The organism is Microbacterium meiriae, from assembly GCF_032364335.1.
GTDB classification, from domain to species: domain Bacteria; phylum Actinomycetota; class Actinomycetes; order Actinomycetales; family Microbacteriaceae; genus Microbacterium; species Microbacterium meiriae.
In genome coordinates this window covers 1,413,326-1,438,721 of sequence record NZ_CP133984.1, presented here as the reverse complement: position 1 = coordinate 1,438,721, position 25,396 = coordinate 1,413,326, and the positions used below count along the sequence as shown (strand labels likewise).

The window sequence follows — 25,396 nt, the reverse complement described above, 5'->3', positions numbered from 1 at the left end:
GCGTGACCGCTCAGCGGTCGCAGGTCCCCTTCTCCTGGAGCGTCTCGTCCGTGACGATCGCCCCGTCCACGTCGATGTCGATCACGGCCTGGTCGTCGACGATCTCGATTCCCGTCAGGGTGAGGCCGGCCGGCAGCTGGTCCGCGATGCAGACGCGCCGCGGTTCGGTGATCCCCTCGCCGAGGGATCCGAGGGACGAGCCCACACGATCGAGATCGATGTCGACGCCGCCGATGCTCGCCGCCACCGGAGTGAGTTCGAGGTCGCCCTCGACAGCCCCGGGGGTCAGGGTCACGGATACCGGCACCGCGGTGCCGAGCACGTCGAACGAGCCGCCGAGGGTCGCGTTCGGTGCCACGAACTCCACGGTGTCGACAGGGAGTTCCGAGTCGGCGAGCAGAGCGGTGAACTGCTCCTGGTCGATGCGGATGGTGCCGTCCGCGCCGTCGAGGTCGCCGCCCCGCAGCGGAACGCCCGTCGCCGTGACGTCGGCGGCACCGGTGATGCCCTGCAGCGTGACGGCCTCCGTCGACAGGCGCAGGGTGTCGAGACGACCGGCGACGAGCTGTGGCAGGAGGATCCCCTCGGTCTCGACGTCCATCTGCTGGTCGGCAGGGAGGTCGAGCTGCTCGATGACGATCGATCGGACGACACCGGGCAGCACCGCACGGGCGACGAACTCGGCCGCGACCACGAGGGCGGCGAGCACGACCACGACGATGAGCACGACCCACGGCCACCGCCGGCGACGACGTCCGGCGCCGCCCCGACCGTCCGCCGCGTCCGGGACCACGAGCGTCGGGTGCTCGTCCGAGGGCTTCGGATACGGGAGGGTGTGGTTGTCGTCGCTCATGGCGCTCCTACATGCGCTCGGGCGCGGACACGCCGAGCAGGTCGAGTCCGTTGCGGAAGACCTGGCCGGCGGCATCGTTCAGCCACAGGCGCGTGCGGTGCACGTCCTCCACCGGGGCCTCGCTCAGCGGGATCACCCGGCAGTTGTCGTACCAGCGGTGGTACAGGCCGGCGAGCTCCTCCAGATAGCGCGCGACGCGGTGCGGCTCCCGCACCTCGGCCGCGAACGCGACGATGCGGGGGAACTCCTGGAGCGCGCCCAGCAGCGCCGCCTCGCTCTCGTGCGTGAGCGTCTCCGGGGCGAAGACGGAGCGGTCGACGCCGGAGTCGGCGGCATTGCGCGCGACGTTGTGGGTACGGGCGTGTGCGTACTGCACGTAGAACACCGGGTTGTCGTTCGTGCGCTTCTGCAGCAGCTCCGGGTCGAGGTCGAGCGGCGAGTCGGCGGGCGAGCGCTCCAGCGAGTAGCGCAGCGCGTCCGTGCCGAGCCAGTCGAGCAGGTCGTCCATCTCGATGATGTTGCCGGCACGCTTGCTGAGGCGGGCGCCGTTGATCGAGACCATCTGGCCGATCAGCACCTGGATGTTCTTCGCGGGGTCGTCCCCCGCCGCCCCCGCAACCGCCTTGAGGCGGTGCACGTAGCCGTGGTGGTCGGCGCCCAGAAGGTAGATCTTGTCGCGGAAGCCGCGGTCGCCCTTGTTCAGGTAGTAGGCGGCGTCGGCGGCGAAGTACGTGTACTCGCCGTTCGAGCGGCGGATCACACGGTCCTTGTCATCGCCGAAGTCCGTCGTGCGCACCCAGACAGCGCCGTCCTCGTCGAACACGTGCCCCTGCTCGCGCAGACGGTCGACGGCCTGGTCGATCAGACTCGACCCCGAGGCGTCCTTCGCGTGGAGGGTGCGCTCGGAGAACCACACGTCGAACGGCACGTTGAAGCGCTCGAGCGAGTTCTTGATCTCCGCGAGCTGGTACTCGTAACCGAGCTCGCGGGCGACCGTGAGCTGCTCCTCCTCCGGGAGATCGAGCAGGTCGGGACGCGCTTCGAGCACGCGACCGGCGAGCGTCGCGATGTACTGCCCCGGGTAGCCGCCATCCGGCGTGGGCTCCCCCTTGGCCGCGGCCAGCACGGACGCGGCGAAGCGGTCCATCTGCACGCCCGCGTCGTTGATGTAGTACTCACGCACCGCGCGGGCACCGCTCGCGAGGAGCAGGCGCACGATCGCGTCGCCGAGGGCGGCCCAGCGCGTGTGCGCGATGTGGAGAGGACCGGTGGGGTTGGCCGAGACGAACTCGACGTTCACGCTGACGCCCTCCTGCGAGGAGTTCGTCCCGTAGGCGGGACCGGCGTCGACGATGACCTTCGCGAGCGCACCGGCGGCGGCGGCGTCGAGACGGATGTTGAGGAAGCCCGGACCGGCGACCTCCACGCTCGCGATGCCGTCCACATCGACCAGTCCGTCGGCGATCTGCTGGGCGAGCTCACGCGGGTTCGTGCCGAAGGGCTTGGCCAGGCGCATGGCGATGTTCGAGGCCCAGTCGCCGTGGTCGCGGTTACGCGGGCGCTCCAGCACGATGTCGGCGGCGTAGAGGTCGAACGGCTCGCCCGGACGTCGTTCCTCGGCGATGGGGGCGAGGACGGCGAGGAGGGCGTGGGCGAGCGTTTCAGGATTCATAGACTCCCCAGTTTACGGGGGCGCGCCGCCCCTCTCCGCCGCCCCTCGTCGCGAAGAGTTTGCGTTCCGCGTTCCGTGATCTACTCTCGTGCCATGAACGCCCCCGCCGCCTCTCGTCGACTGCGCATCGCGGGCGTCGCCACCGCTCTTCTCGTCGCCGTCGCCGCGGGGGTCCTCGGAGTCTGGCGCCCCTGGGTTCCGGCGCCGTCGTCCCTCCCCGTCGGCGCGGCAGCCGGAGACGAATCCATCGCGGCGATCGCTCCCGCGCCGCTCGCGCTCCCGGAGGAGCCGACCATCCTCGTCTTCGGTGATTCCTGGACCTACGGCTCGGCCGCCTCCGACCCCACCCTGGGGTATGCGTACGTGCTCGCCGACCTCCTGCGCGGCACGACCATCGTGGACGGCGTCCGGGGCAGCGGCTACCTCAAGCCCGGCATCGACGGCCCCACCTTCGGCGAGCGCATCGCGGCACTGGACCCGGCCCTCGACCCGGATCTCGTCATCATCCAGGGCTCCATCAACGACCGGGCGCAGGGCGAGGCCGGCTATCGCGACGCCGTGACCGCCGCATGGGACGCGCTGACGGCGCGCTACCCGGAGGCGGCGATCGTCGTGCTCGGGCCCGCGCCGCACGAGCTCCCGGTCGGGGCGCAGACGGCACGGATCGATCGGGACCTCGCGGCTCTCGCCTCGGCCCGCGGCTGGTGGTACATCTCCCCGATCGAGCGGGACTGGATCACCGACGAGAACTATCTCGCCGTCATCGACGTGGAGATCGGGCGCAAGCATCCGTCCACCGACGGCCACCGCTACCTCGCGGAGAAGCTGGCCGCAGCGCTCGACGAACTGCGCGCCGCGCCGGTCACGGAGGCCGGTGGGTCGGAGACCACCCCCGACGAGTGATATTGTCGATCGGTACGCCTCCGTAGCTCAGTGGATAGAGCGCCGGTTTCCGGTACCGTAGGTCGCAGGTTCGACTCCTGTCGGGGGCACGTACAGCAAGAGGGATCGTCCAGACGGACGGTCCCTCTTCTCGTGCGCCCAGGGTCCCGTCAGCAGCCCCGACGCATGGACCGGTAGCCTGGATCCGTGCCCTCCCTCCTCATCGCCGGTTCGACGCGCGCTCCGCGCCGTCTGTCGTCCGCGACGCCGATGACGGAGTGGATGCGCGTGGTGCTGCACCCCGGCACGAACGGGTGGACGAGCGTCTGGGGCACCCTCTCGCACGGCGAGATCGCCGGCTGCCCGCCGCCACAGGGATAAGCCGCACCCGGACGGGTGCGGCGACATCGCGTCACCCATCCATCTGCCGTGAGGTATCCCTGTGTCTTCTTCGTCGTCCCCTGCCCGTTTCCGTCTCGCGCCGCATGAGCTCTGGCGCGGCATCCGCTCCACCGCCCGCAGCGACGTGCTCGGCGGCGGTCTGCTGCTGACCGCCACGCTCGCCGCCCTGATCCTCGCCAACTCCCCCGCCGCCCCGTGGTACGAGGCGATCAGGGACTTCCGCTTCGGGATCCCGGAGTGGCACCTCGAGCTCAGTGTCGGTGCCTGGGCCGCCGACGGCCTCCTCGCGGTGTTCTTCTTCGTCGTCGGTCTGGAACTGAAGGAGGAGTTCGTCGCCGGGCGCCTGCGCGATCCGCGCCGTGCCGCGCTTCCGATCGCCGCCGCGGTCGGCGGCGTGGTCGTCCCTGCCCTGCTGTTCGTCGCGATCAACGCGGCCTCGGGCGCCGACGTGCTGCGCGGGTGGGCGATCCCCACGGCCACGGACATCGCGTTCGCGATCGCCGTGCTCGCCGTGGTCGGCCGGTTCCTCCCGCCGGCCCTGCGGGTGTTCCTGCTGACCCTCGCGATCATCGACGACCTGATCGCCATCACGATCATCGCCACCTTCTACACCGAGACCATCAGCTTCCCCTGGCTGATCTTCGCGCTCCTCCCCCTCGCAGGCTTCGCGCTCGCCGTGCAGAACGGCATCCGATCCTGGTGGATCCTGCTCCCCCTCGCTCTCGCCGTGTGGGCATTCGTGCACGCCTCGGGGGTGCACGCGACGGTCGCCGGCGTGCTGCTCGGCTTCATGGTGCCGGTGCGCCCGACGGACCGCGCGCGGGTGCGCACCGGAACGGACGGCGACGGTGCCCCGGTGTACGACGGGCTCGCCGCGCACTTCGCCGACCGCTGGGGCATCGTCGCGACCCTCGTCGCCGTGCCGGTGTTCGCGTTCTTCGCGGCCGGGGTCGAGATCGGCGGCATGGACGGCCTCGTCTCGGCGCTGACCGATCCGATCACGATCGGGATCATCGTGGGGCTCGTGCTCGGGAAGCCCATCGGCATCCTGCTCACGACCTTCCTGTTGAGCCGCGTGCCGGCCCTGCGCCTCGATGAGTCGCTGCGCTGGCCGGATCTCGCGGGCATGTCCCTGCTCGCGGGCATCGGGTTCACGGTCTCGCTGCTGGTGGGCGAACTCGCGTACGGCAGCAGCAGCGTCGCGGACGATCACGTGAAGATCGGCGTCCTCGTCGGCTCGCTCCTCGCCGCGGTCCTCGGTGGCCTGGTGCTCGCGGCCCGCAGCCGTCGTGCGCGTGCGGAGACCGGGGCCCTCTCCGAGAGGTGAGCACCCGCTCTACGCTCTCCTGCGCCGTTCGTCAACGCCCTGAGTGATCCTCGAGGCGGTGCTTAGCGTCGGTCACCCCGACGCAGCGAAGGAGCACCCGATGAAGGCGATGACCTACCGCGGACCGTACAAGATCCGGGTCGAGGAGAAACCCGATCCGACGATCCAGCATCCGAACGACGCCATCGTGCGGGTCACGAGGGCTGCCGTCTGCGGATCGGATCTCCACCTCTTCCACGGCATGATGCCCGACACCCGCATCGGGCACACCTTCGGTCACGAGATCGTCGGGGTGGTGGAGGAGGTGGGCTCCTCGGTGGAGACGCTGCGCCCTGGCGACCGGGTGATGGTGCCCTTCAACATCTACTGCGGGTCGTGCTACTTCTGCCGTCGCGGCCTCTTCTCGAACTGCCACAACGTGAACCCGAACGCGACCGCCGTCGGCGGGATCTACGGCTACTCGCACACGACAGGCGGGTACGACGGCGGGCAGGCCGAGCGCGTCCGTGTGCCGTTCGCCGATGTCGGCCCGTCGGTGATCCCGGAATGGCTCGCCTCGGAGGATGCGCTGCTGCTCACAGACGCGTTCTCCACGGGCTACTTCGGTGCTCAGCAGGGTGACATCGCCGAAGGGGACACGGTGGTCGTGTTCGGCGCCGGTCCCGTCGGCCTCGCCGCCGCGCGCTCGGCCTGGTTCCTCGGCGCGGGACGCGTCATCGTCGTCGACCACCTCGACTACCGGCTCGAGAAGGCCAGGCAGTTCGCCTTCGCCGAGACGATGCACCTCCATGAGGTCGGTGACATCGTCCTCGCCCTGAAGAAGGCGACCGGCTACCTCGGCGCCGACGTGGTGATCGACGCGGTCGGCGCGGAGGCGGACGGCAGCGTCGTCCAGCACGTGACCGGCGCGAAACTGAAGCTGCAGGGCGGCTCCCCCGTCGCCGTGAACTGGGCCATCGACAGCGCGCGCAAGGGAGGGACGGTCTCGATCCTCGGGGCTTACGGGCCGCTGGTCACCTCCGTCCGTCTCGGGGACATCGTCAACAAGGGACTCACGGTGCGCGGCAATCAGGCTCCCGTGAAGAGGCAGTGGCCGCGACTGCTCGAACACATCCAGGCGGGGCACATCCGTCCGTCCGAGCTGCTCACCCATCGCTTCCCCCTGGAGCACATCGCCGAGGCCTACCACGTGTTCTCGTCCAAGCTCGACGACTGCATCAAGCCGCTCATCGTCGTCGGAGAGGAATGACCATGCCGTACGAAGGATCTCGACCCGTCCCCGCGCCGACCCCCGACGAGCTGCGCGCCCGGATCCCGGGCTGGGGCGCCGACCTCGCCCCCGAGCACCGCCGCACCTGGCAGCAGCTGGACGATGTCGGCGACACGGGCGCCCATTGGGACCTCCCGGAACGTCAGGGCCCCGACCGCGGCCGCGAGCGCTCGATCGAACACGGCCTGCTGCCCCCGGTCTGGGGCACCGCGCAGCCGTTGCACGGCGTGTCCGGAGCCATCCGGCGCGTGGCCTACGACCGGTTCAGCGAGACGAAGAACACCCGCTGGCTGCTGCTCGTCCTGGGAGACCGTGTGGACGCCGTGACGGCGCACGCCCGCTCCCTGGTGACCCGGCGACCGGACGATCCGATCACCCAGACCGGCGTCCTCGCGGAGCCCCGTCACCGTCCGCTCGCATCACGGTTCGGACGAGGCCGCATCGATCTCCGGCACACGTGGCTCGACCCGATCATCGTCGTCGGGCCCTGGGTGCTGACGGTGGTCCTGAGCGTCCGCGCTCTCCGCCGCCTCGGCCGCCGGCACTGAGCCGGGACCGAGACGGCGGCGTGTGAGGCTCAGCGCTGCAGGATCTCTGCGGTGACGACCTCCGGACGGAGGTCGAGCCGCCGCAGCAGCTGCGCGTTGAGGGCCACCACGATCGTCGACAGCGACATCAGCACCGCACCCACGGACATCGGCAGCACGAAGCCGATCGGCGCGAGCACCCCCGCGGCGAGCGGCACGGAGAGCAGGTTGTACCCCGCCGCCCACCAGAGGTTCTGCTTCATCTTCCGGTACGAGGCACGGGACAGCTCGATGACCGACAGCACGGCGCGGGGGTCGTCGCCCGCGAGGATGACCCCCGCGGACGCGATCGCCACGTCGGTCCCTGCACCGATCGCGAGACCCACGTCGGCCTGGGCGAGGGCGGGCGCATCGTTCACGCCGTCTCCCACCATCGCGACCTTGCGGCCCTCGCGCTGCAACTCCTGCACCTTCGCCGCCTTGTCCTCCGGCCGGACGCCGGCGAACACGCGGTCGATGCCGAGGTCCGCCGCGACGGTGTGCGCGACGGCCTCCGCGTCACCGGTGATCATCACGACCTGGACGCCGAGCGCATGCAACGCATCGACCGCGTCCCGCGACTCCGGACGCACCTCGTCCGCGAGCTTGAGCGCCCCGACGACCTGGCCGTCCCGCAGCACGTGCAGGATGATCGCACCGTCTGCACGCCAGCCCTCCGCGACGGGGAGCTCCTGGGCGTCCTCCTCCGTGAGCAGATGCGGGCCGCCGACCCGGATCACGGCTCCGTCCACCGTCGCGGTCACACCGACCGCAGGAGAAGACGAGAAGTCGCGGCTGGCCGGCACCGGGAGCTCCTTGTCGCGCGCAGCGCGCACGATGGCCTTCGCCAGCGGATGCTCGCTGTCGGCCTCGGCGGCCGCGGCGAGCGCCAGCACCTCGTCCGCGGTCTCCGCGCCGGCCACCGACACCTCGGACACGACAGGCTCGCCCTTGGTCAGGGTGCCGGTCTTGTCGAACAGCACGGTGTCGACGGTGCGCATGCTCTCCAGGGCGAGCCGGTCCTTCACGAGGACGCCGCCGCGCGCCGCACGCTCGGTCGCGATCGACACGACGAGCGGGATGGCCAGCCCCAGTGCGTGCGGGCAGGCGATCACGAGGACGGTGATCGTGCGGATCACGGCGTCATCCGGCAGACCGACGGCGCTCCACACGACGGCGGTGATCACGGCGGCACCCAACGCGAACCAGAACAGCCAGCCCGCGGCCGTGTCGGCGAGGCGCTGCGCGCGAGACGAGGAGTTCTGCGCTTCCGTGACGAGCCGCTGGATCCCCGCGAGCGTCGTGTCGTCGCCGGTCGCGGTGATCTCCACGCGCAGCCCGGAGTCGGTGGCGACGGTGCCCGCGGTCACGGGGTCGCCGGTCGCGCGGGTGACCGTACGGGACTCCCCCGTCACCATGGACTCGTCCATCGAGGCGCGGCCGTCGACGATGCGACCGTCCGCGGGGATGCTGCCGCCGGGGCGCACCACCACGACGTCTCCCACGCGGAGGTCCGAGGGAGAGACGCGCACGACCTGATCGCCCTCGACGCGCTCCGCCTCGTCCGGCAGGAGGGCGGCCAGCGAGTCGAGGGCGGAGGTGGTCTGCGCGAGCGACCGCATCTCGATCCAGTGCCCCAGCAGCATGATGACGATCAGCAGGGCGAGCTCCCACCAGAAGTCGAGCTCGTGGTGCAGGAGGCCGAGGCTCGCTCCCCACGAGGCGACGAACGCCACGGTGATCGCGAGACCGATGAGCAGCATCATCCCGGGCTTCCGCGCACGGATCTCGCTGACGGCGCCGGTGAGGAACGGCTTCCCTCCCCACACGTACATGACGGTGCCGAGGACCGGCGACACCCATGCCAGGCCCGGGATGTCGGGGAGCGGGTAGCCGAGGATCATCGCGAACATGCCCGAGAGCAGCACGGTGGGGACCGCGAGGACGAGCATGATCCAGAACAGCCGCCGGAACTGGGCGACGTGGTCGCCATGACCGCCGTGTCCCGCGTGGCCGCCGTGTCCGGAGTGGTCCGCGTGTCCGGAGTGATCCGTGTGCGCGGAGTGGTCCGTGTGCGTCCCGGTCGCCGCTCCGGCGGAGTGATCGTGCGCGGAATGGTCGTGGTGCGAGGTGCTCATGTCTTCCCTCCAACGTCGATGATGCCGTGCGGGGCCGGTTCTGTCGCGGCCCCGCACGGATGGGGACTCAGGCCGCCCTGGTGTACTTCGCGGGATCGGCGTCGAACGCCGGCCCGCAGCCCGCGCAGCAGAAGTAGTAGCGCGTGCCCTCGTGGTCGCGGTACAGGCCCGCGGCCTCGGCGGTCGCGATCACCACGGGTGTTCCGGCCATCACCGGGCATTCGGCCATGCCCTCGGCCGGCACGGCGAGCAGGTCGGTGCGCCCGTCGGCGGAGACGCCGCTCTGGCGCGGGACGCTGCAGCAGGATCCTGCGGGGGAATCGGACATGTCGGTGCTCCTCTGTCGTTCGTTCACGGGGTGTCCACCGCCCTGCTGCGGAAGGACCGCAGGCGGAGGCTGTTGCCGACGACGAAGACGCTGGAGAACGCCATCGCCGCACCGGCGAGCATGGGGTTGAGCAGGCCGAGCGCCGCGAGCGGGATCGCCGCGACGTTGTAGGCGAAGGCCCAGAACAGGTTGCCCTTGATCGTGCCGAGCGTGCGGCGGGACAGGCGGATCGCGTCGGCGGCACTGCGGAGGTCGCCGCGGACGAGGGTGATGTCGCTCGCCTCGATCGCCGCGTCGGTTCCGGTCCCCATCGCCATCCCGAGGTCCGCCTGCGCGAGGGCCGCCGCGTCGTTCACGCCGTCCCCGACCATCGCGACGACCTTGCCCTCGTCCTGAAGCCGGCGCACGACGTCGACCTTGCCCTGGGGCAGCACCTCGGCGATCACCTCGGTGATCCCGACCTCGCGTGCGATCTGCTCCGCCACCGCGCGGTTGTCACCGGTGAGCAGGACGGGGGTCAGCCCGAGTGCGCGGAGCTGCGCCACCGCCTCCGCACTCGTGGCCTTGACCGTATCGGCGACGACGAGCACTCCGCGGGCCCGGCCATCCCAGCCCACCGCGATCGCGGTCTTGCCCTGAGCCTCCGCCTCGGCCGTGGCCGCGCTCAGCCCTGCGGACAGGTGCTGCGACCAGTCGGCGAGCAGCGAGGTGCGTCCCACGACGACGGCGTGACCGTCCACGATGCCCTGGACACCCTTGCCCTCGATGTTCCCGAACTCCTCGACGGCCGGCAGGGCGCCGAGTTCGCGGGTGGCCGCGGCCGCTACAGCCTGAGCGATCGGGTGCTCGGAGGCGTCTTCGAGGGCGCCGGCCAGCCGCAGCAGCTCCTCGCGCTCCACCCCGTCGTCGGTGTGCACCGCGGTCAGCGTCATGCGACCGGAGGTGACCGTCCCCGTCTTGTCGAGCACGATCGTGTCGACCTTCCTGGTCGACTCCAGCACCTCGGGGCCCTTGATGAGGATGCCCATCTGGGCGCCGCGACCGGTGCCGACGAGCAGGGCGGTCGGCGTGGCCAGACCCAGCGCGCAGGGGCAGGCGATGATGAGCACCGCGACCGCGGCGGTGAAGGCGGCGGACGCAGGGAATCCGGCCGCCAGCCAGGCCACCAGCGTGCCGAGGGCGATGACGATCACGATCGGCACGAAGATCCCGGAGACCTTGTCCGCGAGCCTCTGGACCTCGGCCTTCCCGGTCTGCGCGTCCTCCACCAGCCGCGCCATCTGCGCGAGCTGGGTGTCGGAGCCGACCCGGGTCGCGCGGACCACCAGCCGTCCGCCGGCGTTCACCGTGGCTCCGGTGACGGCATCGGCCGCGCCGACCTCCACGGGCACCGACTCACCGGTCAGCATGGAGGCGTCGACCGCGGATGTGCCGCCGACCACGACACCGTCGGTGGCGATCTTCTCCCCTGGACGCACGACGAACTGGTCCCCGACCCGCAGCTCGGTCGTCGGGATCCGCGTCTCGACGCCGTCGCGGAGCACGGCGACCTCCTTCGCGCCGAGTTCCAGCAGCGCGCGGAGCGCCGCGCCGGCCTGCCGCTTCGAGCGCTTCTCGAAGTAGCGCCCGGCGAGGATGAACGTGGTCACCCCGGCTCCGACCTCGAGGTAGATGTTGGCAGCACCGTCGCTGGGCGCCACGGTCAGCTCGAACGGATGCGTCATACCGGGCATCCCGGCGGTGCCGAAGAAGAGCGCGTACAGCGACCACAGCAGCGCGGCGAGCGTGCCCATCGAGATGAGCGTGTCCATCGTGGCCGCACCGTGCCGGAGGTTGATCCAGGCCGCCTTGTGGAACGGCCAGGCCGCCCACACGATCACGGGTCCCGCGAGCGCGAGCGACAGCCACTGCCAGTACGTGAACTGGAGCGCCGGGATCATCGCCATCGCGATGACCGGGACGGTGAGCACGACGGCGGCGATCAGCCGCTGCCGCAGCGCGGTGAGCTCCGGATCCGGCTGCTCTCCGTCGGGCTGCGCACCCTCCGGCGCGGGAGGCGCGGGGACGACGGCGGTGTAGCCGGTCTTCTCGACCTCGGCGATGAGCAGGGCGGTGTCGACGCCCGCCGGCACCGTGACGCTTGCCTTCTCGGTCGCGTAGTTCACGGTGGCGGTGACGCCGTCGAGACGATTGAGCTTCTTCTCGATCCGCATCGCGCACGACGCGCAGGTCATGCCGCCGATCTCCAGCTCCACGCTGGTCGCGGATGGGGTGCCCATCAGGACCGGACCGCCTGGTAGCCCGCCTCGTCCACGGCGGCCAGCACAGCCGTGTCGTCGACGGGGGCGGAGCTGCGCACCACGAGTCTCCCGCTCTGCGCGCTGACATCGATACCCTCTACACCGGGGATGCGCGACACCTCGTCGCGGATCGCCATCTCGCAGTGGCCGCACGTCATTCCGGTGACCTGGTACTCGCTCGTGCTCATCGTGCTTTCCTTTCCTCGGGATACCCCCCTGGGGTACTCCTTCGGCACAACCTTATACCCTCCGCGGGTATTCCCGCACGCCCGGGCGGCAGCGGGACTCGTCCGCTCCGGGTGAGGGACGCTCGGCATCCGACGCCGCGCCTGGGAGGATCGCGGTCATGGACTCCACTCCCCTGTCATCCTGGCGGGACACCACCACGCGCCGCGCCATCGAGGCGTTCGTCGCCGCCGCGACCACCGGCCCGGAGGCCGTCCCCGTCGAAGAACGGATCGCCGTGTTCGACAACGACGGCACACTGTGGTCGGAGAAGCCCATGCCCGCCCAGCTGCACTACGTGGTCGAGCGCTGGCGCGAGGCGGCCACCCGCGACCCGTCCCTCGCCGAGAACCAGCCGTACCGTGCGGCGGTGACCGGTGACCTCGCCTGGCTCGGCACCGCGATCGACAAGCACTACGCCGGCGACGACTCCGACCTCGGCGTCATCATCCAGGCGCTCCTGGGGCTGACCGACGGTGTCAGCGTGGAGGACTACGCCCGTTCGGTCACGGAGTTCTACCGCTCCGCGCAGCACCCGATCCTCGGTCGCCCGTACGCGGATTCCGTGTACACGCCGATGGTGGAGCTGCTGCGCTACCTCGAAGCCCATGGCTTCACCTGCTACATCGTCTCCGGCGGCGAGCGCGACTTCATGCGGCCGATGACCCAGGCGAACTACGGCGTCCCTCCTGAGCGCGTGATCGGCTCGGCGCTCGGGCTCACCTACGACGAGAAGGATGCCAGCGTCCGCTACTCGTCCGCCCTGGCGTTCTTCGACGACGGTCCGGAGAAACCGGTGCGGATCTGGAGCCGGATCGGTCGGCGTCCGCTGCTCGCCGCCGGCAACTCCAACGGGGACATGCCCATGCTCGACTTCGCGCACGGCGGCCCTCGCCGCGGACTCGCGCTGCTGATCCATCACGACGACGCGGGCCGCGACGACACCCCCTACGACACGGGAGCCGAGAAGGCCCTGCGCGCTGCCGACGACCGCGGCTACACCGTGGTCAGCGTCAAGGACGACTGGGCGTCCGTGTTCCCCGACCGCGCCTGAGTCGGGCGGTGCCGGGCGGTCAGAGGGCGCAGCGGAAGCCGATGTGGGTCATGGCGGTGTCCTCTGCCTGCGCCGATCGCGCCGCAGGGCGGTAGCGGAGGCAGTACTCCGGAGCGCAGAGGTGCGAGCCGCCCTTGAGCACGCGGCGCGGGATGGGCGACCCGGGTTCGGAGGACAGCAGGCTCGCGCGATGTCCCGCCTCGACGCCCACGGCTCCCGGCGGTACATGTCGTTGCGTCCAGTAGTCCGCCGTCCATTCCCACACGTTGCCGATCATGTCGTGCAGGCCGTAGCCGTTGGCGGGGAACGAGGCCACCGGAGCGGTGCCGATCCACCCGTCGGCGCCATCGTTCCGGTACGGGAAGGCACCCTGCCAGGTATCCGCCATGAGGGTGCCGTCCGGCTTCGTGTCCTCCCCCCAGGCGAAGCGGGCACCGACGAGGCCACCGCGCGCCGCCCATTCCCACTCCGCCTCGGTGGGCAGGCGCCTGCCGGCCCACGCGGCGTAGGCGACGGCATCGGGGTACGCGACCTGCACGACCGGATGATCGAGACGGTCATCGATCGACGAGGTCGGCCCGAAGGGGTGCCGCCAGGACGCCCCGGGCTCCCACCGCCACCACTGACGCCAGTCGCGAAGGTCGACGGGACCGCGTGTCGGCGTGAAGACCATGGCACCGGGGACGAGGTCGTCCGGGTGCACGCCTGGGTAGTCGGCAGGGTCCATCGGCCGCTCGGCGATCGTGACGTAGCCGGTGTCCTCGATGAAGGCCGCGTACTGGCGATTGGTCACGGGATGCTCGTCCAGCGTGAACGGCTCCACGCGCCGCTCGTGGACGGGCCCCTCCTCCGGGTAGAACTCGTCCGACCCCATGAGGAGCGTGCCGCCGGGGACCTCGATCATCGCCGTCATGCCCTCATGCTAGGCCTCGGCCCGCTCCGGTCGATCACTCGCGCGACAGCATCGCCGCTGCCTCGAGTTCCATATCGAGATACTGCTCCGTGCTCACGTCCACCGCCACGCCCAGGAGCTTGCCGCCGGTGAACGGGAACGGGTTGCGGTACTGCGCGCTCACCGGGTCGGCGCTGTCCCACCCGACGCAGAGCCCGTCGCCGCAGAGCGTGAACTTCCCGACCTGCGCCCGCATCGGACCTGACGCCACCGCGCGATCGTCGACGTACAGCGTGGTCGTGCCGACGGACTCGCCGTGCTCCCCCGCCCCCTCGCGGACGAACTCCACGCCGAGGGTATGCGGGCCGGGGGTGAGCTCGTCCGAGGTGAACGACTGCTCCGGCGGGATGCCGAGGAAGTTGTACACGTAGACGAGCCTGTCGTCCTTGAGGAACAGGGAGTGCCCGCCGAAGCGCGAGCCGTGCGCGAAGAGCACGCCCTCGGCACCCTCGTCGAGCACGACGTCGGCGATGATCTTGTAGGAGCGCCCTCGGACGTTCACCGCGACGCTCTCCGGTACCGCGGCGGTGCCGGGGAAGTACACATAGCGATCCCGGGGCGACTCGGCCTGGGGCCGCGGGACCGTCAGGATGTCGCGAGCGGAGCGGTCATCGAGCGGAAGGGCGAAGTTCGCCTCCGCCTCGGCGAACCATGCGGTGATGAGCTCCTGCAGCTTCTCCGGGTGGGTCGCGGCGAGGTCGTTCGACTCGGAACGGTCCTCCGCCACGTGGTACAGCTCCCACACGTCGTCGTCGAAGTGGCCCTTGCCGCTCAGCGGCGCGTGTACGGCGGCGGCCTTCCAGCCGTCCTTCCAGATGCCCCTCGTGCCGAGCATCGAGTAGTACTGCACCGTCTTCTGCGTCGGACCGTCCGGCGCCGCGTCGAAGGACGACTTCATCGAGACGCCGTCGAGCGGTCTCTGCGGCACCCCACGGTAGGACTCCGGCATCTCGATGCCGATGACGTCGAGCACTGTCGCCACGACGTCCACCGAGTGGTGGTACTGGTGGCGCAGCTCCCCCTTCGCCGCGATCCCCTTCGGCCAGTGCACAACCATCGGGTCGCAGGTGCCGCCGGAGTACTGGGAGTAGCGCTTGAACATCTGGAACGGCGTGGAGAACGCGGCCGCCCACCCGGTCGGATAGTGGTTGTAGGTGTCGGCGGAGCCGAGGGTGTCGATCATCGCGAGGTTCTCGGCGAGATCGTCGGGGTAGCCGTTGAAGAACTTGTTCTCGTTCACGGAGCCGTCCGGTGATCCCTCCCCCGAGGCGCCGTTGTCGGCGCAGTAGAAGATGATCGTGTTGTCCAGCTGCCCCGTCTCCTCCAGGTAGTCCACGATCCGACCGACCTGGGCATCCGTGTACTCGGAGAAGCCCGCGAACACCTCCGCCATGCGGGCGAACAGCCTCCGCTCGTCGTCGTTCAGCTCCGCCCACGGGCGCACGTGGTCGGCCGGGTTCGCCGCGTCCTCCGGCAGCGGATTGAACGGCGTCAGCCGCGTGCCCTCCGGCAGCACGCCCTTCTCGATCATGCGGGCGAGCACCCACTCGCGATAGGCGTCGTAGCCGTCGTCGAAAGCACCCTTGTACTTGTCGATGTACTCCTGCGGCGCGTGGTGCGGAGCGTGGTTCGCGCCGGGACAGAACCACATGTACCAGGGCTTCGAGGGGTTCGAAGCCTGCTGGTTCCGGATCATCGCGAGCGCCTGGTCGGCGAGATCCTTCGACAGGTGATACCCGTCCTCCGGGCGGTACGGCTGCTCGATGAAGTGGTTGTCCTCGACGAGATCGGGGTACCAGTTGTTCGTCTCGCCACCGAGGAAGCCGTAGAACCGGTCGAACCCGAGCTGCAGCGGCCACATCGAGCGGCTGCCTCCCGGCGCGATGTCCTCCTCCGGGACGTTGTGGTCTTTGCCGAGCCAGAACGTGCTGTAGCCGTTCTCCTGCAGCACCTGCCCGATCGTCGCGCACTCCGCCGGGAGCCGTCCCGCGAAGCCCGGGAAGCCGTTGGTGCCCTCCATGATCACGCCGGCGCGATTGACGTGGTGGTTGCGCCCCGTGAGCATGGTGGACCGCGTCGGCGAGCACAGCGCCGTGGTGTGCCACTGCGTGTAGGTGAGGCCCCCGGCGGCCAGACGATCCATGGTCGGCATCGCGATGCGACCGCCGTACGGCGACCAGGAGGCGAGCCCGGTGTCGTCGTAGAGCACGACGAGGACGTTCGGTGCTCCGTCCGGCGCCTTCCGCAGCTCGTACGGCGACCAGTCGGGACGGGAGTCGCGGACGTCCAGCGTGATCTCGCCCGAGAAGTCTGCGTTGAATTCCGACATCGTCTCTCCTTCGTTCAGGGCGCGTCCGCGCTCCTCGGCACGAGTCTCCCGAGCCGGCGTCCCTGTGGACAACGGTCCTCACCCGGGAAGGGTGATCTCAGCGGCGTCGTCCTCGACCGGCTCGTCCGTCTCATCCGCTGCGGAGTCCAGGCGGCGCAGCAGTTCCACGAGGACCGTCAGCACGAGGACGCCGATCGCCACGCCGACGACGGCACCGAAGGTCACAGGGCGCGTCGCCACGAGGATGAGCACACCGATCGCCATCCCCGCGATGAGGATCGCGCCCCGATAGCGGTCGACCGCCCGCCCGAATCGTCCCGTGGATATCCCCCGAGCCTCCGCCGCCTCGCGCAGCGCCCCGAAGCCGCTCTCGGTCGCACCGCGCACCGTCGAGGCGCTGCGGCTCGATCCGGCCAGCCAGGCCCAGAGCGCGATGAGCACGCCGACGAGAGCGAGGGCGACGATGGTGGACCCGAGGAGCGCCGTGAGCTGATCGAAGAGGGATTCGGCCGCAGCCGCCGTCATGATGGACGGACGGACGGCGCTGACGAAGAACCCGCGTCCGATCCCCATCCCCGCGGCGAGGAGCAGGAAGACGACGGCGAAGCCCGCGCTCGTCCAGAACAGCGCCCGCGGCCGGTCCACCGCCAGCAGCACGCCGAGCACGACGAGGCCGAGCACGACCCAGGGCAACCAGAACCCTGCGGCCACCGCGATCTGGTAGACCGTGCGCACCAACGCGAGGGCGTCCGCCTGCACCACCGGGATGGTGCGATCGATCACGGGGATGAGGTCGGCCACGCCGGCCCCACGCTCGGCGAGAGCTTCCTTGACGCGTTCCACGACCGCCCCCACGTCCACCGAGAGCACGCCGTCGTCGCTCAGCTGCAGTGCGGTGCCCGGGTCGTCCTGGAGGATCGCGACGGCACGCTCATGCGTGAAGCGCAGCGACTCCGCCCAGATGTCGGCGAACTGCGGCGACGACACCACCTCGTGCACGACACCGTCGATCAGCGACGACAGCCCGGACGCGGCCGGTGCTTCCAGGAGCCCGAGGGCGGCTGTGGCACGGGGCGGCAGATCAAGGGCGCGCAGCCCATCGAAGAGCTCTCCGACCACCGCATCCAGGTCGACCTGCTCATTGATGGCGGTCGTCACCTGATCGGCGACGAAGTCCTGGACGTCCGGGTCCTGGGCCAGTGGAGCGAACGTCGCGACGAACCGATCCGCATCGACGAGCTGCAGCCGCGCCCCCGTCCCCATCGCCGCGATCGGTGCGAGGAGCACTGCGACGACGAGCACGATCCCGGCGATGATGCTCCGGGCCGAGACCCGGCGTCGAGGGCGACGCAGCTCCTCGTTCTCCTGCTCCAGCGCGCGCAATCGTTCCCGCAGATCGTCGATCTCGCTCATGGGCGCCTCGTCTCGATCGTCGCGGGCGCTCAGCCCAGCAGCTTCTGCTTCGCCGCGGTGAACTCCTCCTCCGTCAGCACACCGGAGGCCTTCAGCGACCCGAGCTCCTGCAGCTTGGCGATCAGGTCGTCCGCCGGTGCGGGCGGCGCGGCCGGCGGGGACGCCGGCGGCGCATACCGCGCAGCAGCGGTGCGGGCCGCGTCGTCCATCTGGGCCTGTTGCTGAGCGGCCTCATACTGCTGCTGCTCGTACTCGCTCTGCGCGCGGCGCTCCTGGTGCCGCATGGCGGCTCCCTGCACCGCGGTCGCCGTTCCGGCGACCACCGCGGTCCGTGCGGCGAGACCGATGAGCCCCGGCCGGCCGAATCTCCGCAAGGGCATGTCATTCACCTTCCTGTTCGAGGATGTCCATCACGGCGTTCACGACGGGAGCCGGAATGCGCTCGGTGCGCAGCACCTGGCCTCCCGCGGCGGCGACATCCTGCGCCAGGGTCCGGGCGAACAGGAGCTCCAGGACCACCACGGCCGCGGATCGTCCCGGTGGCACGACCTCCGCCAGGGCGAGGACGTCGTCCTCACTCGCGAGTCCGGCGACGATCGGCTCGAGCCCGCCGAGCGCCAGGGACCCGTCGCCCTCGTCCAGTTCGAGGATGTCGAGCTCCCCGTCCGCCGTCCTCGTCACCAGCACGAAGTCCAGCACGCGCACGACGCCGCTCGATACGAGGTCGGTCAGCGCCCCGAACGTCGCCGGGTCCGGCCGGTCGCCGTCGAAGCCCACGAGGTAGAACTCGACGGGCCCGAATCGGAACTCCTCCATGTCGCCACCCTTCGTCCGGCAACAGGATGGCACCGCGACCGCGGGGCACGTAACCCCTCTCACCCGCTCCGGGTGAGAGGGGGTACTCGGGCTCTCGCGCGGCTGTCACCATCGAGGACGGAGCGATGGAGGATCGAGGGCGGTCATGAGAAGCCGGGTGCTGGGCGACGTCGCGTTCGTCGTGATCGAGCTCCGCCGCGAGCACCCGGGACCACCGGTTCTCGAGCCACTCCTGCGGCAGGTCGAAGCAGGCACCCTGCGCGTGCTGGACTTCCTCGTGGTGCGGCGGGACGCCGACGCACACCGCATCACGGAGATCGACGGCGACGACTTCGCGCTCGCCGGTCTCCGCCTGTATGCGCCCGGACTCATCTGCGTCGAAGACGTCGGACACTTCCTCCCCTGGGTCCCGGTCGGCTCGGTCGCCGCCGTGATCCTCGTCGAACAGTGCTGGGACGTCCGGTTCGTCCGCGAGGTCGAGGACGGCGGCGATCGGATCCTGGCGACGCAGGCGATCCCCTCCGCGGTCGCGAACGCCGCCCTGGCGGCGACCCTGGGCGCAGCGTCGTGAGACGGCTCACCGCTCACACCATGGCGTGGACGGCCTCCCGCCGGGACGACACCCCGAGCTTGCGGTATATCGCGCGTTGATGCGTCTTCACCGTGTTGACCGACACGGAGAGTTCCTGCGCGATCTCCGGCAGCGTGCGCGCCGTCTGCATCTGGTGGAAGACGTCGCGTTCCCGCTCCGACAGCCGATCGGTCACGGATCCGACCGCGTCGACGGCGAGGCATCTCTCGATGAACTCCTCGAACTGCGTGCCGTGATGCACATGCGCCTGCAGCAGCCGGCGCACCGCGACCTCCCGCGGACCGAAGAGCACGACGAGGTTCTCCGCCGACGCGACGGCGAGTGCGGCCTCGCACAGGTCATGCGCGTCCTCCTGGTGGCCGGTCGCCCTCCGCAGCGCAGCCGCGGTGATCAAGGTGGCGGCCTTGACGTACGACAGCTCGGAGGCGCCCCGCAACGATCGCAGCATCTCCAGCGCCGCAGCGTGATCCTCGGCGCGACGCAGGATTCCGGACAGGGCGACGCCCACGAGCGGGAGGTCGGTACCGCTCGCGTACTTGTTCGCGATGCGCAGTGCGCGCTCCCTCCGCCCCACCGCCTCTTCGAGCAGGGCCACCGACGACTCTCGGAACGCCGGCCACGCCACCCCCTGCACGACGTCGATGGGGAGTTCCTGCACGCCGATGGCCGCCCGACGACATATCGCGGGGTCTCCTGTGAGCGCGGCCGAATAGGCGCCCATCATGCGTGCATGCCCGGCGAGGTCGCGGCCGGATGCGGCTTCCTCCCGTGCCGCGTCGAAGATCCGGACCGCCTCCTCCGCCTCGCCGGACCAGTACGCGACCCACCCCGCGGCGGCCATGGCGCTGCCGCGCGCGAAGGTGTTCCGCGGAAGAAGAGTCTCGCGGGTGCTCTCGGCCTCGGCGAGCACGGTCGCGGCCTCCGTGAGCCGGCCGGAGGTGGCGAGGCCGTAGGCGAGATGCCCGACGGCGCGGGACGTGAGCTCCCGGTCGCCCGCTTCCTGCGCCTCGCGCGCCGCCGCAGAGAAGTACTCGATCGCGAGGTCCGGCGATTCGCGACTGCGCAGCGCGGTCCACCCCAGCAGATGGTTGAGCGCCACCCGACCGCCGTACATCCTGTCGTCCTCGGCATCGAGCAGCGCGCGGATCTCGGGACCGGACACCGCCACCTCGACGGACGACTCCGCGAGCAGCAGGCGGACGATGAGGAGGACGGCAGGGGCGGCCTCCCCCGGCGTGCGGTCGAGGAGGGCCTCGGCCCGTCGGCACAGCTCCCGGGCGACACGATGGTCCCCGAGGACATCGCTGGCCCCGGCTCGCACGAGCAGCAGGTGCGGATCGTCCGGGTTGTCGCGCAGGAGAGTCGTCGCCGTCCGCTCCACGTCGCCGGCCGAGGAGCCGACCACGAGGCCCAACCAGTGCCGGAGGAGGATGGCCCTGGCACCGGCGCGATCCCCGGCGCGCCGCGCGTGCGTCACGGCGGCGATCGGATCCGTGTGCTCCAGAGCACGTGCGGCCCGGCGGTGCACGGTGGCGAAACGGGCGGCATCCGTCCGCGCGAGGTCGGCGCACCGACGCGCGAACGCGGGGTGCCACCGGTACGTCGGGCCGTTCGGGCCGTCGAACCGGTCCAGGAAGAGGCCGAGTCGGACGCAGCTCTCCAGGAGGTCGGCGGCGTCCTCCCTCGCCGTCACGAGTGCGGCGGTCTCCGGGGTGAGTTCCGCGCAGGCGGTGCCGTCGAGCACGAAGTCGGCGAGCGCGGGCGGCAACGCGTCCAGCACGTGCTCGCGGACGTACTCGCCGAGGAACGACGCGGCCGTGGACGCGGCCGTCGACGGCAGCGCACCTCCCACGAGGACGAGCCGGACCGCTATGGGCCACCCGCCGGTCTCCTCTCGCACGGCGGTCGCATCGAGACCTCGGGGCACCGACCGCAGCAGACGACGGATCTCGTCCGTCGAGAACCGGAGCGTCTCCACGCCGACGAACGATCCGGGATGCATGAGTCGATGGCGGGACAGGGTGACCTCGATCAACGTGGTCCCGACGAGGACGAGGTGAAGTCCGTCCGGAGGCTGATCGGCGAGGAGGCCGAGAAGTCCCTCCCGCCAGGACTCGCCGGCACGGTGCGCGTCGTCCACGATGAGGTGCATCGGATGCTCGGCGTCCTGAAGCGCCGCGCAGATCTGCCGGTAGGCGCGCACCGGATCCTCGATATCGCGGCGGGCGGCGAACGCGCGCCCCGTGCGCTCGGCGGCGAGCGCCAGCGCATTCACCACCCCGGACGTCAGCAGCGCGGGATCGTCGTCCGAGGCGCTCAGCGTGAGCCAGGCGACGTCGTCGCGCGCCACCGCCCAGGCCATGACCGCCGTCGTCTTGCCGTAGCCGCTGGGCGCGCTGAGAACCGTCACCCCATCGGCCTCCACGGCCGCCGTGATCGCTGCGGTCACGCGTTCCCGCGGCAGGACGCCGATGGGCGGGGCGGGCGGCCGGAAACGCATCGCCGGTCCCGGCCTCGTGGAACGTACGGGAGGCGGCATGGCAACACGAAACCACGGGCCCGAGCGCCCTTCCAGGGGGTGGGCCCGCAATCACCCGGATGAAAGTGCCGGGGACTACGCTGGCCGCGTGACCTCGCTCCCGACTCCTTCCGGCCCCGCGGCAGACCGCGCGTCCTCGCCCGCCTTGCGGACCTTGCTGATCCTGGCGGCGAGCGCGATCGTCCTCGCCGGCGTCTCGCTGGCGCGTGAGGTCTTCGGTCCCTTGGCCCTCGCGATCGTCATCGTGGTGATCTGCGAACCGATCCGCCGTCCGTTCCAGCGCCCCGGTCGGCCCGCCTGGGTGGGGACGACCGCCGTGATCGTGCTCGCCTACGTGATCCTGCTCGCGATGGCTGCGCTGCTGCGGCTCGCCGGCACCCAGTTCGCCCGTCTGGTCGGCGACCTCGCGTCTCAGGACGGGCTGGTGCACGCCGCCGATCAGATCGTCGCCTGGTTGCAGTCCCTCGGACTCGATCAGGAGGCGGCGGATGCCGCAGCCTCGGTCCTCGACCCCGAGACCCTGCTCGGTGTGGCGGGGAGCCTGGGCAGCGCGGTGCTCGGAGTCGCCACCGCCCTGTTCTTCGTCTGCGCCTACATCATCTTCCTCGCGGCGGACGCCGCTCGCTACCGGACGGCACCTGCTCTCTTCGGCGCCACGCACGGCCCGGCGCTGCAGCGCATCGCCCGCCTGCAGACGGGGGTCCGCCGGTACTACGTCGTCAATGCCGCGTTCGGCGCCGTCGTGGCGATCGTCGACGGCCTCGCGCTCTGGTGGATGGGCGTTCCCGCCCCGGTCGTCTGGGCGATCCTCGCTTTCGTGACGAACTTCATCCCGAACATCGGCTTCGTGCTGGGACTCATCCCGCCCGCGATCCTCGCCTTCGTGGTGGGCGGCTGGCCGCTGCTGCTCGGCGTCATCGCCGTGTACTGCGTGGTCAACGTCGTGCTCCAGGTGCTCGTCCAGCCCAAGTTCGTCAGCGACGCCGTCGACCTGAGCCTCACGCTGAGCTTCTTCTCCGTGATCTTCTGGACCTTCGTGATCGGGCCGCTCGGCGCCATCCTCTCCATCCCGCTCACCCTGCTCGTGCGCGCCCTCGTCCTGGAGGGCGACCCCGGCTCCACGTGGGTGCGCTGGGTGAGCGGCGACCGCACCGCCCTCCCGGCGCCGGCTCCGACCCCTGAGCCCTCCGCGGTGCCCACCCGACGCCGATTCCGACGACGCTGACGCGGCGCGGGCAACTCTTTCATCCGAAATCACCAGGGCGAGGCTCTCCGGCCCTCTGGTCGTCGGCTGCCGTCGATGCCATATTGAAGCCGGAACCATCCATCGGGCGGGAAGGGAGACCGGATGCCGCGTCCGCTCGCGGGCCTGACCCGACGCAACCTCGCGACCGAGCTCACCGCGGGAGTCACCCTTCTGGCGATCGCCATCCCCCTCAACATCGGATACGCGCAGATCGCGGGGCTCCCCGCCACCGCCGGACTGTACGCGCTGATCATCCCGACCGTCGTCTATGCGCTCGTGGTGTCGTCGCGTCAGCTGGTCGCCTCCCCCGATGCCGCCGCCGCCGCGCTGGTGGCCTCCTCCATCGGCGGGCTCGCGGTCGCCGGGAGCGCCGACTACGCCACCCTCGCCCTCGCCCAGGCGATCCTCTGCGGCGGGATGTTCCTGCTGCTCGCCGTCTTCAAGCTCGGGTTCCTGGCGAATTTCCTGTCCAAGCCGATCCTCGTCGGCTTCGTCGGAGGCCTGGCGCTGGACATCATGGTCAGCCAGATCGCGAAGATGCTCGGCGTGAAGATCGACTCCGGTGCGGAGTTCGTGGACAAGGTCGTCGCGCTGGTCACCGGTCTCCCCTCGCTCAACGGCTGGTCCGTGCTCCTTGCCGCCGTCTCCGTCGCGCTGCTGCTCGTCGGACAGCGCTACCTCCGCGCCGTCCCCTGGGCGCTGATCGTGCTCGTCGCGACGACCGTCGTGGTCGTCCTCACCGGCCTCGACGGACGGGGCGTGGATGTGCTCGGCGAGGTCCCCGCAGGCCCTCCCGCGCTCACCTGGCCGGTCATCGACTGGTCGCTGTGGCTCGCCCTCATCCCCTCCGCGATCGCCCTGACCCTCGTGACCACGGCGGAGGGCCTGCTCGTGTCGCGCTCGTACTCCGAGAAGCACCGCTACCCGTTCCACGCCAACCGCGATCTGCTGGCGTTCGGCGTCGCGAACGTCGCGGCCGGCGCTCAGGGCAGCTTCGCGGTCGGGTCCTCGACCTCGCGCACCGCCGCGATGGACCAGGCGGGCTCGCGCACGCAGCTCCCCGCGCTCGTGCTCGCGGTCGGGACGCTCCTGCTGCTGCTCTTCGGCACCGCGCTCCTCGCCGACATTCCGTCCCCGGCGATCGGCGCCATCGTCGGCGTGGCGATCATCCCGCTCCTCGGCATCCGCGACTTCATCCGGCTGTGGCGGCTGGATCGGTTCGAGTTCGTCATCGGTGCCGTCTGCTTCCTCGTGACACTGTTCGTCGGGTCGATCGCGGGAATCGTCGTGGCCTTCGTGCTCGCCCTCATCAATCTCGCGCAACGCGCCTCCCATCCGGCGATCGACGTGCTGGAGACCTCGGGCGACCCCGGGGAATCCCTGTTGGAGGATGCTCCCGCCGGCACGACCACCGCACCGGGGGTCATCGTCGTCCGGCTCGCGGCCCCGCTGTTCTTCGCGAACGGCGCTGTGTTCTCCGCGGCCGTGAAGGACGCGGTCCGCACCGCGGGCCCCTCCGCCGTCCAGCATGTCGTGATCGACATGGAAGCCGTCACGGACGTCGACGTCACCGGAGCCGAGGCCTTCCAGGCGCTCCGGGAGTGGCTCGACACCCAGTCGATCTCGCTGGCCTTCAGCCGCGTCCGTCCGAACACTCTCCGCCGCCTCCGCACCCTGGGCCTCCTCGACCGGGAGACCGTCTACGCGACCAACCGCGCGGCGATCACCGACCTCTCGCCGACCGATGCCGCCTCGCCGGCTCCGAACAGGAAGGGCAGCTGAATGGGTGCCGTCATCGGGGAGATCCTCCCCCTCGCCGTGGGTGTCGCGATCAGCCCCGTGCCGATCATCGCCGCGATCCTCATGCTCCTGTCCCCGAAGGCGCGGGTCACGAGCATCGGGTTCCTCCTGGGATGGATCGTGGGCATCGTCGCCGCGGTCACCGTCTTCACCCTGCTCTCCGCCGTGCTTCCGGAGGAGGATCCCGACGCCTCCCGGCCGATCCGCGGCGTCATCCAGCTCATCCTCGGCCTCCTGCTGCTGGCCCTGTCCGTCGGTCAGTGGCGCAAACGCCCGAAAGCGGGGCAGTCCGCGGCCCTGCCGTCATGGATGAAGGCGATCGACACGATGTCGTTCGGCACCGCCCTCGGTCTCGGGCTCCTGCTGTCGGCGGTGAACCCCAAGAACCTCCTCCTGGCGGCCGGTGCCGGCGTCGACATCGGCAGCGCGTCGCTGGACGCGGGCTCCACGATCCTCGTGATCGCCGTCTTCACCCTGATCGGGGCATCGACGGTCCTCGTTCCCGTCATCGGCTACCTCGTCGCCGCCGCACGACTTCGCGCGCCGCTCGACGCCCTGCGCGGTTGGCTCGCCGCCGAGAACGCGGTCATCATGGCCGTGCTGCTGCTCGTCATCGGCGTGTCCATGATCGGCAAGGGCATCGGCAGCTTCTGAGCACAGCGTCCGGCTGCAGGTGAGGCGCGGGAGGGAAG

At 70.6% G+C, this 25,396-nt stretch carries 22 protein-coding genes and 1 tRNA gene; 11 read left to right on the top strand and 12 right to left on the bottom strand.

Going from position 1 to position 25,396, the window contains the following annotated elements; genetic code table 11:
- Positions 1 to 10 precede the first annotated feature (10 nt).
- Positions 11 to 853, bottom strand: coding sequence for an LmeA family phospholipid-binding protein (locus RI211_RS06800; protein ID WP_315637055.1), 843 nt, complete (start codon positions 851 to 853; stop codon positions 11 to 13).
- 7 nt (positions 854 to 860) lie between these two features.
- On the bottom strand, positions 861 to 2,525 hold the full coding sequence (argS, locus tag RI211_RS06795; RefSeq protein WP_315637056.1) for an arginine--tRNA ligase: 1,665 nt from the start codon (positions 2,523 to 2,525) through the stop codon (positions 861 to 863).
- 93 nt (positions 2,526 to 2,618) lie between these two features.
- Between argS and RI211_RS06790 the strand changes: the two genes are divergently transcribed.
- The 6 genes from RI211_RS06790 (at position 2,619) to RI211_RS06765 (ending at position 6,954) form a co-directional block, all read left to right on the top strand.
- Positions 2,619 to 3,428, top strand: a complete 810-nt coding sequence (locus RI211_RS06790; RefSeq protein WP_315637057.1) for an SGNH/GDSL hydrolase family protein — start codon at positions 2,619 to 2,621, stop codon at positions 3,426 to 3,428.
- A gap of 16 nt (positions 3,429 to 3,444) precedes the next feature.
- Positions 3,445 to 3,517: transfer RNA gene (locus RI211_RS06785), tRNA-Arg, on the top strand.
- 97 nt (positions 3,518 to 3,614) lie between these two features.
- Positions 3,615 to 3,788, top strand: coding sequence for a hypothetical protein (locus tag RI211_RS06780; RefSeq protein ID WP_164498170.1), 174 nt, complete (start codon positions 3,615 to 3,617; stop codon positions 3,786 to 3,788).
- Positions 3,789 to 3,849: 61 nt separating this feature from the next.
- Positions 3,850 to 5,136 carry a Na+/H+ antiporter NhaA gene (gene nhaA / locus RI211_RS06775; protein ID WP_315637058.1) on the top strand — a complete coding sequence of 429 codons (1,287 nt, stop codon included), beginning with the start codon at positions 3,850 to 3,852 and terminating at the stop codon, positions 5,134 to 5,136.
- Between the two features lie 100 nt (positions 5,137 to 5,236).
- Entirely contained in the window at positions 5,237 to 6,385 is a 1,149-nt protein-coding gene (locus RI211_RS06770; protein WP_268776494.1) for a zinc-dependent alcohol dehydrogenase, read from the top strand.
- A gap of 2 nt (positions 6,386 to 6,387) precedes the next feature.
- Positions 6,388 to 6,954 (top strand): hypothetical protein, encoded by a 567-nt coding sequence (locus RI211_RS06765; RefSeq protein WP_315637059.1) that lies wholly within the window; start codon positions 6,388 to 6,390, stop codon positions 6,952 to 6,954.
- A 29-nt stretch (positions 6,955 to 6,983) separates the two neighbouring features.
- Here the strand turns inward: RI211_RS06765 and RI211_RS06760 are convergent, their stop codons facing one another.
- The 4 genes from RI211_RS06760 to RI211_RS06745 form a co-directional block, all read right to left on the bottom strand.
- Entirely contained in the window at positions 6,984 to 9,110 is a 2,127-nt protein-coding gene (locus RI211_RS06760) for a heavy metal translocating P-type ATPase (protein ID WP_315637060.1), read from the bottom strand.
- Positions 9,111 to 9,177: 67 nt separating this feature from the next.
- Entirely contained in the window at positions 9,178 to 9,438 is a 261-nt protein-coding gene (locus tag RI211_RS06755; protein ID WP_187663793.1) for a YHS domain-containing protein, read from the bottom strand.
- A 23-nt stretch (positions 9,439 to 9,461) separates the two neighbouring features.
- Positions 9,462 to 11,717: a heavy metal translocating P-type ATPase gene (locus RI211_RS06750; protein WP_315637061.1), complete on the bottom strand. Its 2,256-nt coding sequence runs from the start codon at positions 11,715 to 11,717 to the stop codon at positions 9,462 to 9,464.
- Positions 11,717 to 11,926, bottom strand: a complete 210-nt coding sequence (locus RI211_RS06745) for a heavy-metal-associated domain-containing protein (protein ID WP_025103117.1) — start codon at positions 11,924 to 11,926, stop codon at positions 11,717 to 11,719. Before RI211_RS06745 ends, RI211_RS06750 begins: the two co-directional genes overlap by 1 nt.
- A 158-nt stretch (positions 11,927 to 12,084) precedes the next feature.
- Between RI211_RS06745 and RI211_RS06740 the strand changes: the two genes are divergently transcribed.
- Positions 12,085 to 13,017 (top strand): HAD family hydrolase, encoded by a 933-nt coding sequence (locus RI211_RS06740; protein ID WP_315637062.1) that lies wholly within the window; start codon positions 12,085 to 12,087, stop codon positions 13,015 to 13,017.
- Between the two features lie 19 nt (positions 13,018 to 13,036).
- On the opposite strand, the gene RI211_RS06735 is transcribed toward RI211_RS06740, so the two are convergent.
- The 5 genes from RI211_RS06735 to RI211_RS06715 form a co-directional block, all read right to left on the bottom strand.
- Complete coding sequence (locus tag RI211_RS06735) at positions 13,037 to 13,930, bottom strand: formylglycine-generating enzyme family protein (RefSeq protein ID WP_315637063.1); 894 nt, start codon at positions 13,928 to 13,930, stop codon at positions 13,037 to 13,039.
- Between the two features lie 34 nt (positions 13,931 to 13,964).
- Positions 13,965 to 16,298 carry an arylsulfatase gene (locus RI211_RS06730; protein WP_315637064.1) on the bottom strand — a complete coding sequence of 778 codons (2,334 nt, stop codon included), beginning with the start codon at positions 16,296 to 16,298 and terminating at the stop codon, positions 13,965 to 13,967.
- Positions 16,299 to 16,376: 78 nt separating this feature from the next.
- Positions 16,377 to 17,711 (bottom strand): hypothetical protein, encoded by a 1,335-nt coding sequence (locus RI211_RS06725; protein WP_315637065.1) that lies wholly within the window; start codon positions 17,709 to 17,711, stop codon positions 16,377 to 16,379.
- Between the two features lie 29 nt (positions 17,712 to 17,740).
- Positions 17,741 to 18,091, bottom strand: a complete 351-nt coding sequence (locus RI211_RS06720; RefSeq protein WP_259955234.1) for an SHOCT domain-containing protein — start codon at positions 18,089 to 18,091, stop codon at positions 17,741 to 17,743.
- 1 nt (position 18,092) lies between these two features.
- Positions 18,093 to 18,527 (bottom strand): DUF6325 family protein, encoded by a 435-nt coding sequence (locus RI211_RS06715; protein WP_315637066.1) that lies wholly within the window; start codon positions 18,525 to 18,527, stop codon positions 18,093 to 18,095.
- A 145-nt stretch (positions 18,528 to 18,672) separates the two neighbouring features.
- Between RI211_RS06715 and RI211_RS06710 the strand changes: the two genes are divergently transcribed.
- Positions 18,673 to 19,098, top strand: coding sequence for a DUF6325 family protein (locus RI211_RS06710; RefSeq protein ID WP_187663785.1), 426 nt, complete (start codon positions 18,673 to 18,675; stop codon positions 19,096 to 19,098).
- Between the two features lie 13 nt (positions 19,099 to 19,111).
- Here RI211_RS06710 and RI211_RS06705 read toward each other — a convergent pair whose 3' ends face one another.
- Entirely contained in the window at positions 19,112 to 21,619 is a 2,508-nt protein-coding gene (locus RI211_RS06705; protein WP_315647701.1) for a winged helix-turn-helix domain-containing protein, read from the bottom strand.
- A gap of 127 nt (positions 21,620 to 21,746) precedes the next feature.
- On the opposite strand from RI211_RS06705, the gene RI211_RS06700 reads away from it, so the two are divergent.
- The 3 genes from RI211_RS06700 (at position 21,747) to RI211_RS06690 (ending at position 25,358) form a co-directional block, all read left to right on the top strand.
- Positions 21,747 to 22,883 carry an AI-2E family transporter gene (locus RI211_RS06700; RefSeq protein WP_315637068.1) on the top strand — a complete coding sequence of 379 codons (1,137 nt, stop codon included), beginning with the start codon at positions 21,747 to 21,749 and terminating at the stop codon, positions 22,881 to 22,883.
- A 123-nt stretch (positions 22,884 to 23,006) separates the two neighbouring features.
- The gene (locus tag RI211_RS06695) at positions 23,007 to 24,686 is read left to right on the top strand and encodes a SulP family inorganic anion transporter (protein WP_315637069.1); all 1,680 of its coding nucleotides are present in this window, start codon (positions 23,007 to 23,009) and stop codon (positions 24,684 to 24,686) included.
- Positions 24,687 to 25,358, top strand: coding sequence for a GAP family protein (locus RI211_RS06690; protein ID WP_315637070.1), 672 nt, complete (start codon positions 24,687 to 24,689; stop codon positions 25,356 to 25,358).
- Positions 25,359 to 25,396: the final 38 nt, after the last annotated feature.